Below are 15,213 nucleotides of genomic sequence, written 5' to 3'. Positions count from 1 at the left end.
CTTGTTGACATGCCCCTACTGTTTCGACAGGGTGCGGCGGCGGGACATCGGGTTCCGCTGCATGGGCAAGAGCAATCGGGCGGCGGGCTGCGACCCCGTGCCCGACGAGGTGCTGGGCGGATTCCGCGGCGGTGCCGTTCCCTCGCTGCCGCCGGTGTTCACCGCGGAGCGGGTGCGGCGGCGGGTGCCGTGCCCGATGTGCCGGCGGGAGACGGGGTGGCGGGTCTGCCCGTCGTGCCACAGCAGGTTGTCACCCGACTATTGCGCGAACCCCGGCAAGATCGTCGCCTTGGTGGGGGCGAAGGGGTCGGGCAAGAGCACGTTCATCGCGGTGCTGATCCACGAGCTGATGAACCGCGTCGGCGCGGAGCTCGGCTCGTCGCTGGTGGCGTGCGACGACCGCACGATCGAGCGCTACAAGCAGGATTTCGCCCGTCCTCTCTACACCGAGCGGCGGCTGCTGCACGCCACCCAGTCGGCGGCGGCAGAGACGCGCGACCCGCTCGTCTACCTGTTCACGCGCACGGTCGGCCGGGGGGTGTTCCGCCGCACGCGGTCGCTGACACTGGTGCTCTTCGACACCGCGGGTGAGGATCTGCGGCTGCGCGAGGTGAGCGAGCTGCATCTGCGCTATCTCGGCGCGGCGGACGCCGTCATCTTCCTGCTCGACCCGCTTGAGCTGCCGGGGGCGAACCCCGCGCTGCACGGCGCGGCCAGGGAGCGCAGTGCGACGTTGCGCAACGACCCGATGAGCGACGCCATGAACGTGATCACGCGGGTGACCGAGCTGCTGCGCACGCGTGACCGCGGGCGGCTCTCCGTCCCGGTCGCGGTGGCGCTGAGCAAGATCGACACGCTTCAGCCCGCCATGGAACGCCAGTCGGCGCTGCACCGGGCCCGCGCGCCCGTCGGCGCCCTCGACCTCGACGACCGGGAAGCCGTGCACGAGCAGATCCGGGGGCTGCTGCACGAGTGGCAGGCGGGGGAGATCGACCGCTATCTGGGGCAGCAATACGCGAACTACGCGCTGTTCGGCTTCTCGGCGCTCGGTGCCACCCCGCCGGACACCAAGGCGGTCGCGCAGAGCGGCATCCGCCCCTACCGCATCGAGGATCCGCTGCTGTGGCTGCTCCACCGGTTCAAGATGCTCGACGGCACGCGGAGGTAGCCCGGTGGCCTGGCAGCTCCACTACACCTCGGCCGAGGCCGGCCCCACGGGCCGCGCCGGATTCCAGTTCACAGCGGCCTCCCCCGGCCTGCCCGACGGGGCGGCGGCCCAGGTCGCGCCCTATCTGAGCTATCGCCCTCCGCCCAGCGCGCCGACCGCGCCCTCCGCCGCGCAGATCGGCGCCATGCCGGCGGCGATGGCATACGGCCCGGCCGGGGAGAGGTTCGCCCTCGCCCGCTGCGTCTACCTCGGGCAGGACTACTCCGGCAGGTTCGGCAACTTCCTCGGGCACGCGCTGGTGCTGGAGGAGGACGACCTCGTGGGGCTGCGCCCGATCGAGTTGTGGCGGGCCCCGCTCTGGGCCGACTCCCCCGGCGCTCCCGGCTCGGCGCTGCCGGTGCTGGACGACCTGCCGCCGGGACCGGTGCTTGACCCGGAGTCGGTGGGCCTGTGGCTGCGGTCCGGCGGGCCCGCCGCCTATCATCGGCTCGGCGCGCTGCTCGAACTCTCCCGCCGCGCCCTCGTCGGCGGGCACGGGCGCCTGCTGCTGGTCGCCGCCGACGTCGAGGAGATCGTGCGGTGGATCGCCGCGCTCTCCTATTCCTTTCCGTGGGAGGTGGTGCGGCGGCTGACGTTCGTCACCTACAGCGGCGACCCCGCCTCGGCCCCGCAGATCGTGATCGGCACGACGCCGGACGTGTGGCTGCCCGCCGACCTCGACGCCGCGGTGGTGATGCTCGACCGGGCGGCGGCGCCGGTCGAGCTCGGCAGGTTCGCCGCGACGGCGGTCGAGCTGTGGCGGGCGATGAACCTCGACGGCCTCGACGAGCTCGGGGCGTTCGGCCCGGCCGACCCGGAGACCGCGGCGGCGCTGGTCACGCTGTGCGTGTCGGGGGGTGAGATCTCACCCCAGGAGCAGGAGGCGGTCGCCGGGCTGCTCGCGGCGCCGGTGCCCGAGTGGGTGTGGTCGGCCCTCGGGGAGCAGGCGCACCGGCTGGGGCCTGTCCTGGCCGCCGCCGCGGTGGAGCACGGGCCGCCCGAGGCGGCCGACCCGTGCGCCGCGCGGCTGATGCTGCTGGCCCTGCGGGATCCGGACGTCCCCGTCCCCACTCGCCGCCTGCCCGGGCATCACGTCCGCGAGCTGGTCGAGGCCGCGTGCGGGCGGTTGCGCTCCGCCGCCGGCCTCGCGGACCTCAGTGCGGTCCTGCGTGTCGCCGACCGCGGCGACCTGCCGCTTCCCGCCGGTGAGCTGGCCCGCGCGACGGCCGTGCTCGTGGTGCGTGAGTGCCCCGGCCTCGCCGAGGAGATCGCGGCGGCGCCGCCGCGATGGCGGGAGCCGCTGGTGGACGGCCTCATCGACGGGCTCGAACGCACTCCGCCGGACGTCCGGGCCCGCCTGCTCACGCCGCAGGTCCGGGGGTTGCTCGACGGCATGTCCCTGGAGTCGGCGCCGCTCACCCTCATCACGGTGATCCGCGCGTTGTTCGCGGCCGGCATGATCGACCGGGCGGGGGCCACCGAGGGGCTGATACGGCTGCCGCCCTCGCCGGGTGTGCCCGCGGAGCGTGAGGCGGCCCTCGCCGGCGTCTGGCGCGAGCGCCCGAAGGCCGAAGAGTGCCGCCACCTCCTCGCGGAGTGGGGTGGTCTGCTGCGCCTCTCCCCCACGTTGTCCGCGGTGCCCGCGCGGGTCTTCACCCACTACGGCGTCACGGCCGCGGAGAGCAGGAGCATCGCCAGGGCGGTGCTGGAGGCCGGCGTTCCCGACCTGCCCGTCGGCGACGCCGAGGCGGTGCTGATCGTGATGAAGCTGCCCGAGCTGCGGGCCGTCGAGCGCATCGTCAAGGAGGTCGAGCGGCTCACCCGGCTGACGGAGCGCGCCGACGCCGGCTTCGCCGGCGCCGTCCACGCGGCGGCGGCCAAGGTGCTCACCCGCTGTTCCCCCGCCGTCCGCGCCACACTGCTGCGCCGGCTGGACGACGACGCACAGGACTGGCTCCTGGCGAGCTGGCTGGCCGCCAAGCACAACCGGGACGAGCAGGCGGCGCTGCTGGAGATCGCGATCCGGCTCCGCCGCGCCGGCGCCGACATCCCCCGGCTGGCCGGGTGGGCGCACGACCTGGTGAACGGCTGGACGGCGTTCACCTCGCTGGAGGGCCGCTTCAAGAAGGACCCGGACCTCGCGGCCGGGTTGAAGGAGTTCACCAGGTCGCGGTGGCCGAAGTGGGGCCGGCGCTGATGGGGTACGGGCCTCTGATCTTCTTCTGGGTGCTCGTCATGGGCCTGTCCGTCATGGCGGGACTGGTGCTGTTTCCGCTCTCTCTGCTCGCCGCCACGGCCACACTGATCGTGCTCTACTGCCGGCAGGTCGCGATGGTGCTGCTGCCCGGCACGGCGTCGGGCCTGTCTCCTGTGCCGCAGGAGCAGGACCGGGATCCCGCCTACCGCCACTATCTGACCGCCCAGGTCTGGCGGGACTGGCGGTCGATCGTGCGGCAGGCGCGCCCCGTGCTGTCGGGCAAGGCCGCGCAGGCGCTCGCGGCGGCAGGCCGGATTCTGCCCCGGGAGAAGACCGCGTGGCTGCTGCTGCCCGTCTGGGCCGGGGTCAGCGGCGGCATCGTGGCCTCGGCCCTGCCGGTGGCCGCCACCGCGCTCCTCGCCGCGGCCGGCTCGGGCGTCGCGGTCGCCTGCGGGCTGCTCGTCTGGCTGCCCTGCGCCGGGGTGCTCCGCCTCGTCGAACAGGGCCACATGCTGGTCAGGCGCATCCTGCAGGCGTGCCCCTACCCCCGGTGCTACGCGAGGTTCGCGCTTCCCGTCTACGCGTGCCCCACCTGCGACGCCAGGCACCGGCGCCTGACCGCCAACCTCGACGGCGCGTTGTGGCACGTCTGCCGGTGCGGCACCCGCCTGCCCACCTCCGTCGTGCTCGGCAGGCACCGCCTCCACGCCTACTGCCCCGACTGCGACCGGCGGCTGCCCGGCCGCATCGGCCGGGTCCGCGTCGAACCGATGCCGCTGGTCGGCGGGCCCGACGCGGGCAAGACCACCTTCCTCGCCATGGCGGTCGACGCCCTGCACAGCGCGGTCGACGCCGCCGGCGGGCGGGTGCGCCTCGCCGACGAGGGCGACGAACGGGCCTATCGGCAGCTCCGCCGCGAACTCGCCACCGGCAGGGTCACCAAGACCCCGCCCGACCTGCCGAGAGCGGTGATCCTGGATGTGACGTTGAAGCGGAACGACAGGATCATCTACCTGTTCGACCCCTCAGGCGAGCATTACACCGGGGCGAGCAAGGTCGAGGAGTTGCGCTACCTAGCGCACGGCGAGGCCCTCATCATGGTGATCGACCCTTTCGCCCTCCCCGACATCCAGGAGCGGCTGCTCGACGACGAACGCCGCGCCCTCACCGCCAAGGGGGTGAGCCTGTCCCCCGAGCACCCCTCCGACACCTTCAACCGGCTGCACAACGAGTTGTCCGGCCGCGCCGACGGCGGCGGCCAGCGGCGGGTGGCGGTCGTGCTCTCCAAGGCCGACCTGCTGCGCCAGACGAGCCTCGGCGCGGGCGTGGACGACGACCTGGCGGGCTGGCTGACCGCCATGGGGCTCGGCAACATCGTGCGTGAACTCGCCAACCGGGGGGTCGAGGCGCGCTACCACCTGTCGGGGTTTCCTCCGGAGCCGGGGCAGATCTCCCGTCTCATCGGCTGGCTGACCGGGCTCCCCCTGAACGACGCCGCCTCCCGTCCTCCCGAGCTGACCACCGGCGGCCCCCATGCCGCCCCGTGGACCGCCAGACCCCGCCCCGAGGGCAGTGCTCCACTGGGCTATGTCGTCGTACGGCGAAGCCTCGCCGCCGTCACCTTCATGATGTCGGCGTCGGTGATGCTCGGCCTCAGCCTGCTGGTGTTGTCGTGGTTCGGCGTGCTGGGCTAGTCGCCTTCGCGGCTCAGCTCCTCCCAGTCCGCATGTTCCGCCTCGCGGTCCCGGATGAGCCGGCGGACCTTGCCGTAGGCGACGCCGCCGACGATCAGTCGATTCGGCGGGGTCTCCATGCCGACCACCTTCATCGGCCGCCTTGGCGGGGTCGGCGTCGTCAGATGCCTTTGACCCGCCCCCGGCCCGCTGTAAAGACGAGTCGTCTCGCCTCGTCTTTGTCGTAGCGTGTGCGCCATGAAAGCGCACAAGGCCCCAAACTCCGCCCGCCGCAACGAGCAGTCCCGGCAGGCGATCCTCACCGCCACCCGCGAGCTGATCGCGGAGGTCGGCTACGCCAAGGTGACCATCGAGGCCATCGCCTCCCGGGCCGGTGTGGGCAAGCAGACGATCTACCGCTGGTGGCCGTCGAAGGGGTTCGTGGTCCTGGAATCGTTCGTCGCCCTGATCGAGACCGAGGAGGGGGCCGTCGAGCTGCCCGACACCGGTGACATCGAGGCGGACCTCAAGCTCGTGATGCGCGAGACCATGGAGGAGTTCGCCACACCCGCTTTCGAGGCGCCCATCCGCGCCCTCAACACCGAGATCATCAACGATCCGGCCCTCGCCGAGGCCTACAACGAAAAGCTGGCGGCCCCCACCGACGAGGTCATGCGGGCCCGGCTCCGCAGCGCACGGCATGCCGGGCAGCTCTCCCCCGACGCCGATCTCGACCTCATGGCCGAGATGCTCTACGGGCCCCTCTACCAGCGGTGGCTCCTGCGCTCCGGCCCGCTCACCCCCGAATTCGCCGACGGCCTGGTCGAGGCCGTCCTCCGCGCCTTCGGCCCGCGCGCCTGAGAGCCAGGCTGCCTGCCCTCGAAGGTGCGCGGCTCGGAGACCCTTCGGCCCGCGCGCCTGAGACCCAGGCGGAGTCGCCCCGCGACGCAGACCCCGGTGCCGGTGCCGCGCAGGTCGAGCCTCCGTCACATCGGCTTGCCGGCCCGCACCGCCACCGAGAACAGATAAATCCCCCGAGCATGCCGCCTCCCCCTGCGGCCATTGACACGACATGGTGCGGGAATCCACACTCCGGATAAAAATGAACTCTAGTTCACTGAGCGAACGCGGATTCCCCTCATGACACCCCACACCACGGTCGGCATCGTCGGCGCGGGCCCGCCGGGCTGCTGCTGGCCCGGCTGCTGCACAACGCGGGCATCGACTCGGTGACCCTGGAAGCCCGCGACCGCGCCTACGTGGAGCGCCGCCAGCGCGCGGGCATCCTCGAACAGGGCACGGTCGACATCCTGCGCGCGGCCGGAGCGGGTGAGCGCATGGACCGCGAGGGGCTGGTCCACGACGGCATCGACCTCCGGTTCGCCGGCCGGGCGCACCACCTCGACTTCCCCGCGCTCACCGGCGGCAGGCGCGTGATGGTCTACGCCCAGACCGAGGTCGTCAAGGACCTCGTGGCGCTCCAACTGCGCGACGGCGGTCCGCTCGCCTTCGAGGCCGAGGTGCGCGCGGTGGAGGGAGCCGGCACCGAGCGCCCGGTGATCCGCTATCTCCACGAGGGCAGGGAACACACTCGCAGCTGCGACTATGTCGTCGGGTGCGACGGCTTCCACGGCGTGGCCCGCCGCGCCGTGCCCGAGCGGGTGCGCACGACCTTCAAGCGGACCTAGCCATACTCGTGGCTGGGCATCCTCGCCCAGGCGCCGCCGGTCTACGGCGAGCTCGTCTACGCCCACTCGCCGCGTGGTTTCGCCCTCGCCAGCATGCGCTCACCCGAGGTCAGCCGCCTCTATCTCCAGGTCCCGGCCGGCACCGACCCGGCCGGCTGGCCGGACGAACGCGTCTGGGACGAACTCGACACCCGTCTCGCCCTGACCTCCCACCCGGAATGGCGGCTGAAGCGCGGCCCGATCAGCGGCAAGGCCGTCCTCCCGATGCGCAGCCAGGTCACCGAGCCGATGCGGTTCGGCCGGCTGTTCCTCGCGGGCGACGCCGCCCACATCGTCCCCCCGACCGGGGCCAAGGGCCTCAACCTGGCCGTGTCCGACGTGACGGTCTTCGCCCGCGCCCTCATCCTCCACCGCGACACGGGCTCGGCCGAACTGCTCGACGCCTACTCCGGCACCTGTCTGCGGCGCGTCTGGCGGGCCGAGCACTTCTCCTACTCCATGACCACCACGATGCACACCGATCCGGGCCAGTCGCCGTTCGACACCCGGCTTCAGCTCTCGCAACTGGAGCGGCTGGCGGATTCACCGCACGCGGCGGCCGAGCCGGCCGAGAACTACACGGGCCTGCCGTTCGCCACCTGACAGGCCACGCGTCACGGCAGTGCGCGGGTGAGGGCCAGATCGGCCTCGATGGCGGCGGCGGTCGCGGTGAGGGCCGGCAGGACGCGGTCGTGCAGCTCCTCCACGCTGACGCGCCCGGCGTGCACGCCGACGTTGAGCGCCGCGACGATCGTGCCGCCACCGTCGCGGACCGGCACCGCTAGGGAGCGCACCCCCTCCTCCAGCTCCTGGTCGACGAGGGCGTGGCCGTCGCGCGCCGCCCGGCGTACGGCTGCCGCCAGCTCGTCGTGGGTGATGATCGTGTGCCGGGTCAGCCGCCGCAGCGGGAGCGCGGCGAGGCGGTCGGCGGGCCACTCCGACAGCAGGACCCGGCCCATCGAGGTGGCGTGGGCCGGGAAGCGGGTGCCGACGGTGATGTCGACGCTCATGATGCGGGCCACCGGCACCCGCGCCACGTAGACGACGTCCTGGCCGGAGAGCACGGCCATCGAGGCGGACTCGCCGATGCGGGCGACCAGGTCGGCGAGGTGCGGCTGCACGACCTCGGCGAAGGACAGGCCGGACAGATGGGCATATCCCAGCTCAAGCACGCGCGGCAGCAGGACATAGCGAGCCTGCTCCCCGGGACCTACGTATCCGACCTGTTCCAGGCTCTGGATCGCCCGCCGTACGGTGGCTCGCGGCAGACCGGTGACCTTCGCGGCGTCGGCCTGGGTGAGACCGCCGCGCGCCGCGCCGAGCGACACCAGCACGGCCAGGCCGCGGGCCAGCGACTGTAGATAGCCCGCCCCGAGCTCCTCCTTGACGGACCGCGAGGTGTCCACGGCGGCGGCGAGGCGAGGCGGCGGCGCGGGACGGCGCAGCGCCGCCTCCATCGCCTCGACCGTCTGCCGGAGCCGGGGCAGGGCGTGGTCGCGCAGGCCGGCGACGGTGTGCCTGCTTGTGTGGCTGACCACGCTGAGCGCGCAGACCGGCCGACCGGCGGGGTCCCGGACGGGGGCGGCGACCGCGATCAGGCCCGGCTCGACGAGCTGGTCGTCGACGGCGAACGGCGCGTCCGGGTCGAGCAGCGCCAGACCGGCGGCGCAGCGGCGGGCCGGCAGCAGGTCTCCCACCCGGAACGCCACCGACATGGCGCGCCGCCGGGTGAACTGCGCGATGAAACGCACCCCGTCGCCGTCGGGCACGGCCAGCGACACCGACTCGTCGAGCTTCCCTGCCAGCTCCTCGGCCTGCGGGGCGAGGAGGTCGCGCAGGCCGCCGCAGGCGAGGTACGCCTCGCCGAACTCCATCAGGCGCGGGGTGAGCAGCACGTCGCGCCCCTCCGCGCGCACATAGCCGAGGTGGGCGAGGGTCGCCAGCACCCGGTCGACGGTCGAGCGCGCCAGGCCGGTGTCGCGCACCAGGTCGGTCGCGCGCATCCGCCGCCCCGACGCGGCTGCCGTCGCGCGCAGCACGGCCAGGCCGCGCTCGACTGTGCCGGCCTGCTCCATCGGCGTCCTCCTCGAAATCGGCTGCAAGCACTTTGACAGGAGTCGTTCCGCTCCACATACTCGAACCAGAATAGTGAACTTTAGTTCACTCAGCGAACACCGAAGTGGAGCGTCGTGCCCAGAGACAAAGTGATCGCCACTGCCGGGGAGGCGCTGGCCGACGTGCGCGACGGCGCGTCGTTCGCGGTCGGCGGCTTCGGCCTCAGCGGCATCCCCGCCGTGTTGATCGAGGCGCTCCACGCCTCGGGCGTGAGCGGCATCAGCGTGGTGTCGAACAACTGCGGAGTGGACGGCGGCGGCCTCGGCGTGCTGCTGGCCGACCGGCGCATCGGCCGCGTCATCGCGTCCTACATCGGGGAGAACAAGGAGTTCGCCCGCCAATATCTCGCCGGCGAGCTGGAGGTCGAGCTGACCCCGCAGGGCAGCCTCGCCGAACGGCTGCGCGCCGGGGGCACCGGCATCCCCGCCTTCTACACCCCCGCAGGCGTCGGCACCGCGGTCGCAAACGGCGGGCTGCCGTGGCGCCACGCCCCCGACGGCACGGTGGCCGTGGCCTCCCCTCCCAAGGAGGTGCGCGAGTTCGACGGCGTGCCGTACATCCTGGAACGCGCCATCACCACCGACTACGCACTGGTCAGAGCGGCCGCAGGCGACCGCGAGGGCAACCTCGTCTTCAGAAGGGCGGCCAGGAACTTCAACCCGCTCGCCGCGATGGCCGGCCGCATCACCGTCGCCGAGGTCGAGCGGCTGGTCGAGCCCGGCGCCCTCGACCCCGACCACATCCACCTGCCCGGCGTGTTCGTCGACCGGGTCGTGCCCCTCACCCCCAAGCAGGCCGCCGCCAAATACGTCGAGAAGAGGACCGTCATCCCATGAGCTGGACCCGTGAGCAGATGATCGCGCGGGCCGCGGCGGAGCTGCGCGACGGCGACTACGTGAACCTCGGCGTCGGGCTCCCCACCCGCATCCCCTCCTTCCTGCCGCCCGGCGTCGCGGTGACCCTCCACTCGGAGAACGGCATCCTCGGCGTCGGCCCCTACCCTCGTGAGGCCGAGGTGGACCCCGAACTCATCAACGCCGGCAAGGAGACCGTGACCGTGCTGCCCGGGGCGTCGTTCTTCGACTCCTCCCTGTCGTTCGGCATGATCCGCGGCGGCCGCATCGACGTGGCCGTGCTCGGCGCCATGCAGGTCTCCGCCCGAGGCGACCTCGCCAACTGGATGGTCCCCGGCAAACTCGTCAAGGGCATGGGCGGGGCGATGGACCTGATCCACGGCGCCCGCACCGTCATGGTGATCATGAGCCACACGGCCAAGGACGGCTCCCCGAAGATCGTGCGCGAGTGCACCCTGCCCCTCACCGGCCGGGCGTGCGTGCACCGCATCGTCACCGAGCTGGGCGTCTTCGACATCACCCCGCACGGCCTGGCCCCGCTCGACATCGCCCCCGGCGTCACCCAGGCCGAACTGCGCGCCCGCACCGACGCCGACATCCTCATATAGGCCCCGGACAGACCGCACCATCTCCCCGACGTGGAGGCTCCCTTTTGAAAACCGTCTACATCGTCGACGCCCTTCGCACCCCCTTCGGCAAGTACGGCGGAGCACTCGCCGCCGTCCGCCCCGACGACCTGGCCGCGCACGTCGTCCGCGCCCTGGCAGAACGGCACGGCCCAGGCGAGATCGACGAGGTCGTGCTCGGCAACGCCAACGGAGCCGGCGAGGAGAACCGCAACGTGGCACGCATGGCCGTGCTGCTGGCCGGACTGCCCGCCACCGTCCCCGGCGTGACCGTGAACCGGCTGTGCGGTTCAGGTATGGAGGCGGTCATCCAGGCCTACCGGGCGATCGCCCTCGGCGACGCCTCCACCGTCATCGCGGGAGGCGTCGAGTCCATGACCCGCGCCCCCTGGGTGCTGCGGAAACCGGAGCGCGCCCACCCCGCGGGCAACGCGGAGCTCCTGTCCACCACCATCGGCTGGCGCATGGTCAACCCCCGCATGCCCGCCGAGCACACGGCATCCCTCGGCGAGGGCGCCGAGGTGATCGCCGACCTCCACAGTCTCACTCGCGAGGAACAGGACACGTTCGCACTCGCCAGCCACCACAAGGCGGCCAAGGCCCGGTTCGACCGGGAGATCGTGCCGATCGGCGACCTGTCCCGCGACGAAGGCATCCGCCCGGACAGCTCGCCGGAGGCGCTCGCCCGGTTGAAGCCCGCCTTCCGCCCCGGCGGCACGGTGACCGCAGGCAACTCCTCCCAGCTCAGCGACGGCGCCGCCGCGCTGCTGCTCACCGACGAGGCCGGGCTGCGCGGCCGCGAACCCCTGGCCAGGATCACCGCGAGCGCCGCCGGCGCCCTCGAACCACGCCTGTTCGGCCTCGGCCCCGTCCAGGCCGTGCGGAGGGCCCTGGCCAAGGCCGGCGTGCGCGGCGAGGACCTCACGACGATCGAGCTCAACGAGGCATTCGCCGCCCAGGCACTGGGCTGCCTGGCCGAACTCCCCGAGCTCAACCCCGCCCTCGTCAACCCGGACGGCGGCGCCATCGCCCTCGGCCACCCCCTCGGCGCCTCCGGCGCCCGCATCGTCGGCTCAACCGCCCACCGGCTGGCCGGAAACGGCTCCGGCACCGGCCTGGCCGCCCTGTGCATCGGCGTCGGCCAGGGCCTGGCCGTCGTCCTCGAAAGGTAGACGTCATGCCCCCACGCGCGACCACCCCCGACCTGCCGCATACCCAGGCCGACGCCGGCCTCAAGGGCGCCCCGGACCGGCCCCCGGCCGGAACCGTCACCCAGGCCGACATCGACCGGGAGATCGCCGGCCTGCACGCCGCCCACCCGGAAAGCGGTGTCCACCCGCTGCGCGACTTCCCCCCTTACCGCAGCAGCCGCCTGCGCCACCCCCGCCGGGCACTTGTCGCGGTGCGGGACCCGGACGCGGCCGAACTGACCGGCCCGGTCTTCGGCGTCACCGACGTCACCCCGCTGGACGCCGACCTGACCCGCCGGCACCTGCACGAGCCGCTCGGCGAGCGCATCACCGTGCAGGGCAGGGTGACCGACCGCGACGGCCGCCCCGTGCGCCGTCAGCTCGTAGAGATCTGGCAGGCCAACGCCGCCGGACGCTACCGCCACCAGGGCGACGACCACTCCGCGCCCCTCGACCCGGGCTTCACCGGCGCGGGCCGCTGCCTCACCGACGACGAGGGGCGCTACGCCTTCACGACGATCAGGCCCGGTGCCTATCCGTGGCGCAACCACGTCAACGCGTGGCGGCCCGCGCACATCCACTTCTCCCTGTTCGGCACGGCGTTCACCCAGCGCCTGGTCACCCAGATGTACTTCCCCGGCGACCCCCTGCTCGCCCACGACCCCGTGCTTCACGCGGTCACCGACGAACGGGCCAGGCAGCGCCTCGTCGCCGCCTACGAGCACGACCTGTCGGTCCCCGAGTGGTCGCTCGGCTATCGGTGGGACATCGTCCTCGACGGGCCCGCCGCCACCTGGACGGAGGAGGGACGTTGACCCCCACACCCGCGCAGACCATCGGCCCCTTCTACGGCTACGCCCTGCCCTTCACCGGCGGCGGCGACATCGCCGGTGGCGGCATCGTCGTGCACGGTCACGTCTACGACGGCGCCGGGGTGCCGGTGTCCGACGCGCTGCTGGAGTTCTGGCAGGCCGACGCCGCAGGCGGCCTCGGCGGGGCGCCGGGCTCGATGCGCCGCGATCCCGTGACCGGCGCCGTCGCCGGCAGGGATCCGGCGTCCTTCACCGGCTTCGGCAGGGTGGCGACCGACGCGGACGGGCACTGGACGCTGCGCACCGTCGTCCCCGGCAACGGCTACATCAGCGTCTGCCTCTTCGCACGCGGCCTGCTCCACCATCTCTACACACGGATCTACCTGGGCCGCGACAGCTTCCTCGACTCTCTGCCGCCGGAGCGGAGCCGGACGCTGACCCCCGTGGCGGAGGGAAGAGACATCTACCGCTTCGACATTCACCTGCAAGGGGAGAAGGAGACGGCTTTCCTTGACTTCGGATGACGATCTCACCCGGGGTGCCGATCTTGGGCTGCTGTCCCCCATGGGCAGCGCCTGGGAGGACACCGGCGACCTGGCCGTGCTTCGGGCCATGCTCGACGCCGAGGTCGCGCTGATCCGGGCGCGGGCCACACTCGGCCTGGCGCCGCCCGAGGCCGCCGCGGCGGTGGAGCGGGCGGCGCTGGTGGAGCTCTTCGACCTGCCGGACCTGATCCGCAGGTCGCGCTCGGGCGGCAACCCGGTGATCCCCCTCGTCGAGGATCTCCGGGCGGCGGTGGCGGTGGGCGAACACGCCTCCCACGTCCACCGCGGCGCGACAAGCCAGGACATCCTGGACAGTGCGCTCATGCTGGTGAGCCACCGCGCCCTGGGCCCGGTCCTCACGGACCTGCGCACGCTGGCCACCATGTTCGCCGGCCTGGCGGCCGAGCACCGCGACACCCCCATGGCCGCCAGAACCCTCACCCAGCAGGCCGTCCCCACCACCTTCGGCCTCAAGGCCGCGGGATGGCGCAAACTCACGCTCGACGCCCACGCGCGGGCTCATGCCGTACGGCTCGCGCTTCCCGGGCAGCTCGGCGGGCCCGCCGGCACCCTGGAGGAGCCGCACGGCCTCGCGGTGGCGGCAAGGTTCTGTGCCGCGCTCGGGCTGGCCGAGCCGGTTCTGCCGTGGCATGTGCTGCGCACCCCGGTGGCCGACCTGGCGAATGCGCTGGCGTTCGCGGCGGGGGCGCTCGGGAAGTTCGCGGCCGACGTGCTGGTGTTGTCGCGCACCGAGATCGGGGAGCTGTCGGAGGGGGTGGGCGGCGGCTCGTCGTCCATGCCGCACAAGCACAACCCGGTGCGCGCCACCATGATCGCCGCAGCGGCCCGGCAGGTGCCCGCGCTCGCCGCCGTCCTCTACGGCTCGCTCGCCGCCGAGGACGAGCGGCCCGCGGGGGCCTGGCACGCCGAGTGGCAACCGCTGCGTACGGCATTGCGCCTGGTGGCGGGTGCCGCGAGGGACGCCGTCGAACTGGCGGGAGACCTGCGGGTGCATGCCGAGCGTATGCACGCGAACCTGACCGTGCACGGGGGCACGGGAGCGGCGGGCGCTCTCGTCGACCGGGCGTTGAAAGAGGAGTGACCATGTTGCACCACCGGCTGGACGGACCGGAGGGGGCGGTCCCGCTGATCCTCGGGCCCTCGCTCGGCACCTCCCTCGCGGTGTGGGAGCCGCAGCTCCCCGCGCTGACCCGTGCGTTCCGGGTGCTGAGGTTCGACCTGCCCGGACACGGCGGCTCCGCCCCGCTCCCCGCACGCACCATGGAGGAGCTGGCGGGGCTGGTGCTGGAGCTGGCGGACGCGCAGGAGTGGGAGAGTTTCCACTACGCGGGCATCTCGATCGGCGGCGCCGTCGGCGCGACGCTCGCGGTGCACCGGCCGGGGCGGCTGCGCTCTTTGGCGATGATCTGCTCGTCGGCACGTTTCGGCGAGCCCCGGGATTGGCGTGACCGGGCGGAGCTCGTGCGTGCCGAGGGCACCGCGCCGCTGGTGCCCTCGGCGGCCGGGCGCTGGTTCGCGGGGCCGGTCGAGACGAGGCTCCTGGAAGACTTGGCGAACGCCGATCCGGCGGGTTATGCGGGTTGTTGTGATGCGCTCGCCGGCTACGACCTGCGGGCGCGCCTCGGCGAGATCGCGGTGCCGACGCTGGTGCTGGCAGGACGCGACGATCCGGCGACGCCGCCCGCCCACGCCAGGGAGCTGGCCGACGGCATCCCCGCGGCCACCCTCACGGAGGTGCCCGGCGCCGCCCACCTGGCCGGCGTCGACCGGCCTGAGGCGGTCACCGCCGCCCTGCTCGCCCACCTGCCCGTGGCCGCCGGCATGCGGGTGCGGCGGGAGGTGCTTGGAGACGCCCACGTGGACCGGGCGGTCGCCGGCACCACGGACCTGACCCGCGACTTCCAGGATCTGATCACTCGCTACGCATGGGGTGAGATCTGGACCCGTCCCGGCCTGTCCCGCCGCACGCGGAGCTGCATCACGCTCACGGCCCTGCTCGCCCACGGCCACATGGAGGAGCTGGCCATGCATGTGCGCGCCGCCGTACGGAACGGGCTCACGCCCGCGGAGATCGGGGAGGTGCTGCTGCACAACGCGATCTACTGCGGGGTGCCTGCCGCCAACGCGGGGTTCGCGGTCGCCCAGCGGGTGCTGGCCGAGATAGGGGACGGTTGACCTGTGGTCGTCCCCCATCTCGGCCGTGAGTGGGGCCGGCACTCGCGTACCGGCCCCACCGTCCCCCTAAC

At 73.0% G+C, this 15,213-nt stretch carries 13 protein-coding genes and 1 pseudogene; 12 read left to right on the top strand and 2 right to left on the bottom strand.

Features of this window, described 5'->3' with window-relative positions; genetic code table 11:
• The first annotated feature begins 1 nt into the window (after nucleotide 1).
• From Ssi02_RS34190 to Ssi02_RS34180, 3 genes are read left to right on the top strand one after another with little or no spacing between them, the layout of a single operon-like run.
• Nucleotides 2–1,168 (top strand): TRAFAC clade GTPase domain-containing protein, encoded by a 1,167-nt coding sequence (locus tag Ssi02_RS34190; RefSeq protein ID WP_239130246.1) that lies wholly within the window; start codon nucleotides 2–4, stop codon nucleotides 1,166–1,168.
• Nucleotides 1,169–1,172: 4 nt separating this feature from the next.
• Nucleotides 1,173–3,404, top strand: a complete 2,232-nt coding sequence (locus Ssi02_RS34185) for a GAP1-N2 domain-containing protein (RefSeq protein WP_204031773.1) — start codon at nucleotides 1,173–1,175, stop codon at nucleotides 3,402–3,404.
• Nucleotides 3,404–5,098 carry a TRAFAC clade GTPase domain-containing protein gene (locus Ssi02_RS34180; RefSeq protein WP_204031771.1) on the top strand — a complete coding sequence of 565 codons (1,695 nt, stop codon included), beginning with the start codon at nucleotides 3,404–3,406 and terminating at the stop codon, nucleotides 5,096–5,098. Before Ssi02_RS34185 ends, Ssi02_RS34180 begins: the two co-directional genes overlap by 1 nt.
• Here the strand turns inward: Ssi02_RS34180 and Ssi02_RS39505 are convergent.
• Nucleotides 5,095–5,217 carry a hypothetical protein gene (locus Ssi02_RS39505; protein ID WP_275410784.1) on the bottom strand — a complete coding sequence of 41 codons (123 nt, stop codon included), beginning with the start codon at nucleotides 5,215–5,217 and terminating at the stop codon, nucleotides 5,095–5,097. The genes Ssi02_RS34180 and Ssi02_RS39505 overlap by 4 nt on opposite strands.
• 118 nt (nucleotides 5,218–5,335) lie before the next feature.
• Here Ssi02_RS39505 and Ssi02_RS34175 point away from each other — a divergent pair, with 118 nt between their 5' ends.
• Both Ssi02_RS34175 and Ssi02_RS34170 read left to right on the top strand, forming a co-directional pair.
• Complete coding sequence (locus Ssi02_RS34175) at nucleotides 5,336–5,938, top strand: TetR/AcrR family transcriptional regulator (RefSeq protein ID WP_204031769.1); 603 nt, start codon at nucleotides 5,336–5,338, stop codon at nucleotides 5,936–5,938.
• Nucleotides 5,939–6,306: 368 nt separating this feature from the next.
• Nucleotides 6,307–7,407: pseudogene (locus tag Ssi02_RS34170) on the top strand (4-hydroxybenzoate 3-monooxygenase).
• Between the two features lie 11 nt (nucleotides 7,408–7,418).
• Here the strand turns inward: Ssi02_RS34170 and Ssi02_RS39680 are convergent.
• Nucleotides 7,419–8,879 carry an IclR family transcriptional regulator domain-containing protein gene (locus Ssi02_RS39680; protein WP_204031767.1) on the bottom strand — a complete coding sequence of 487 codons (1,461 nt, stop codon included), beginning with the start codon at nucleotides 8,877–8,879 and terminating at the stop codon, nucleotides 7,419–7,421.
• Nucleotides 8,880–8,993: 114 nt separating this feature from the next.
• Here Ssi02_RS39680 and Ssi02_RS34160 point away from each other — a divergent pair, with 114 nt between their 5' ends.
• Genes Ssi02_RS34160 through pcaDC form a run of 7 tightly spaced genes read left to right on the top strand, consistent with a single transcriptional unit; the run spans nucleotide 8,994 to nucleotide 15,142 of the window.
• Nucleotides 8,994–9,755, top strand: coding sequence for a CoA transferase subunit A (locus tag Ssi02_RS34160; RefSeq protein ID WP_204031766.1), 762 nt, complete (start codon nucleotides 8,994–8,996; stop codon nucleotides 9,753–9,755).
• Nucleotides 9,752–10,381: a CoA transferase subunit B gene (locus Ssi02_RS34155; protein ID WP_204031764.1), complete on the top strand. Its 630-nt coding sequence runs from the start codon at nucleotides 9,752–9,754 to the stop codon at nucleotides 10,379–10,381. Before Ssi02_RS34160 ends, Ssi02_RS34155 begins: the two co-directional genes overlap by 4 nt.
• 44 nt (nucleotides 10,382–10,425) lie before the next feature.
• The gene (locus tag Ssi02_RS34150) at nucleotides 10,426–11,571 is read left to right on the top strand and encodes a thiolase family protein (RefSeq protein WP_204031761.1); all 1,146 of its coding nucleotides are present in this window, start codon (nucleotides 10,426–10,428) and stop codon (nucleotides 11,569–11,571) included.
• Between the two features lie 5 nt (nucleotides 11,572–11,576).
• Nucleotides 11,577–12,404, top strand: coding sequence for a protocatechuate 3,4-dioxygenase subunit beta (gene pcaH, locus Ssi02_RS34145; protein ID WP_204031759.1), 828 nt, complete (start codon nucleotides 11,577–11,579; stop codon nucleotides 12,402–12,404).
• Nucleotides 12,401–12,925, top strand: a complete 525-nt coding sequence (locus Ssi02_RS34140; RefSeq protein WP_204031756.1) for a dioxygenase family protein — start codon at nucleotides 12,401–12,403, stop codon at nucleotides 12,923–12,925. The genes pcaH and Ssi02_RS34140 overlap by 4 nt, the downstream gene beginning before the upstream one ends.
• The gene (gene pcaB, locus Ssi02_RS34135) at nucleotides 12,912–14,048 is read left to right on the top strand and encodes a 3-carboxy-cis,cis-muconate cycloisomerase (RefSeq protein ID WP_239130245.1); all 1,137 of its coding nucleotides are present in this window, start codon (nucleotides 12,912–12,914) and stop codon (nucleotides 14,046–14,048) included. The genes Ssi02_RS34140 and pcaB overlap by 14 nt, the downstream gene beginning before the upstream one ends.
• 2 nt (nucleotides 14,049–14,050) lie before the next feature.
• On the top strand, nucleotides 14,051–15,142 hold the full coding sequence (pcaDC, locus tag Ssi02_RS34130; protein WP_204031754.1) for a bifunctional 3-oxoadipate enol-lactonase/4-carboxymuconolactone decarboxylase PcaDC: 1,092 nt from the start codon (nucleotides 14,051–14,053) through the stop codon (nucleotides 15,140–15,142).
• Nucleotides 15,143–15,213 lie beyond the last annotated feature (71 nt).

Source organism: Sinosporangium siamense, from assembly GCF_016863435.1.
Lineage (GTDB): Bacteria > Actinomycetota > Actinomycetes > Streptosporangiales > Streptosporangiaceae > Sinosporangium > Sinosporangium siamense.
Note: the sequence above shows the minus strand (reverse complement) of the source record. Positions and strands in the feature narration are given on the sequence as shown.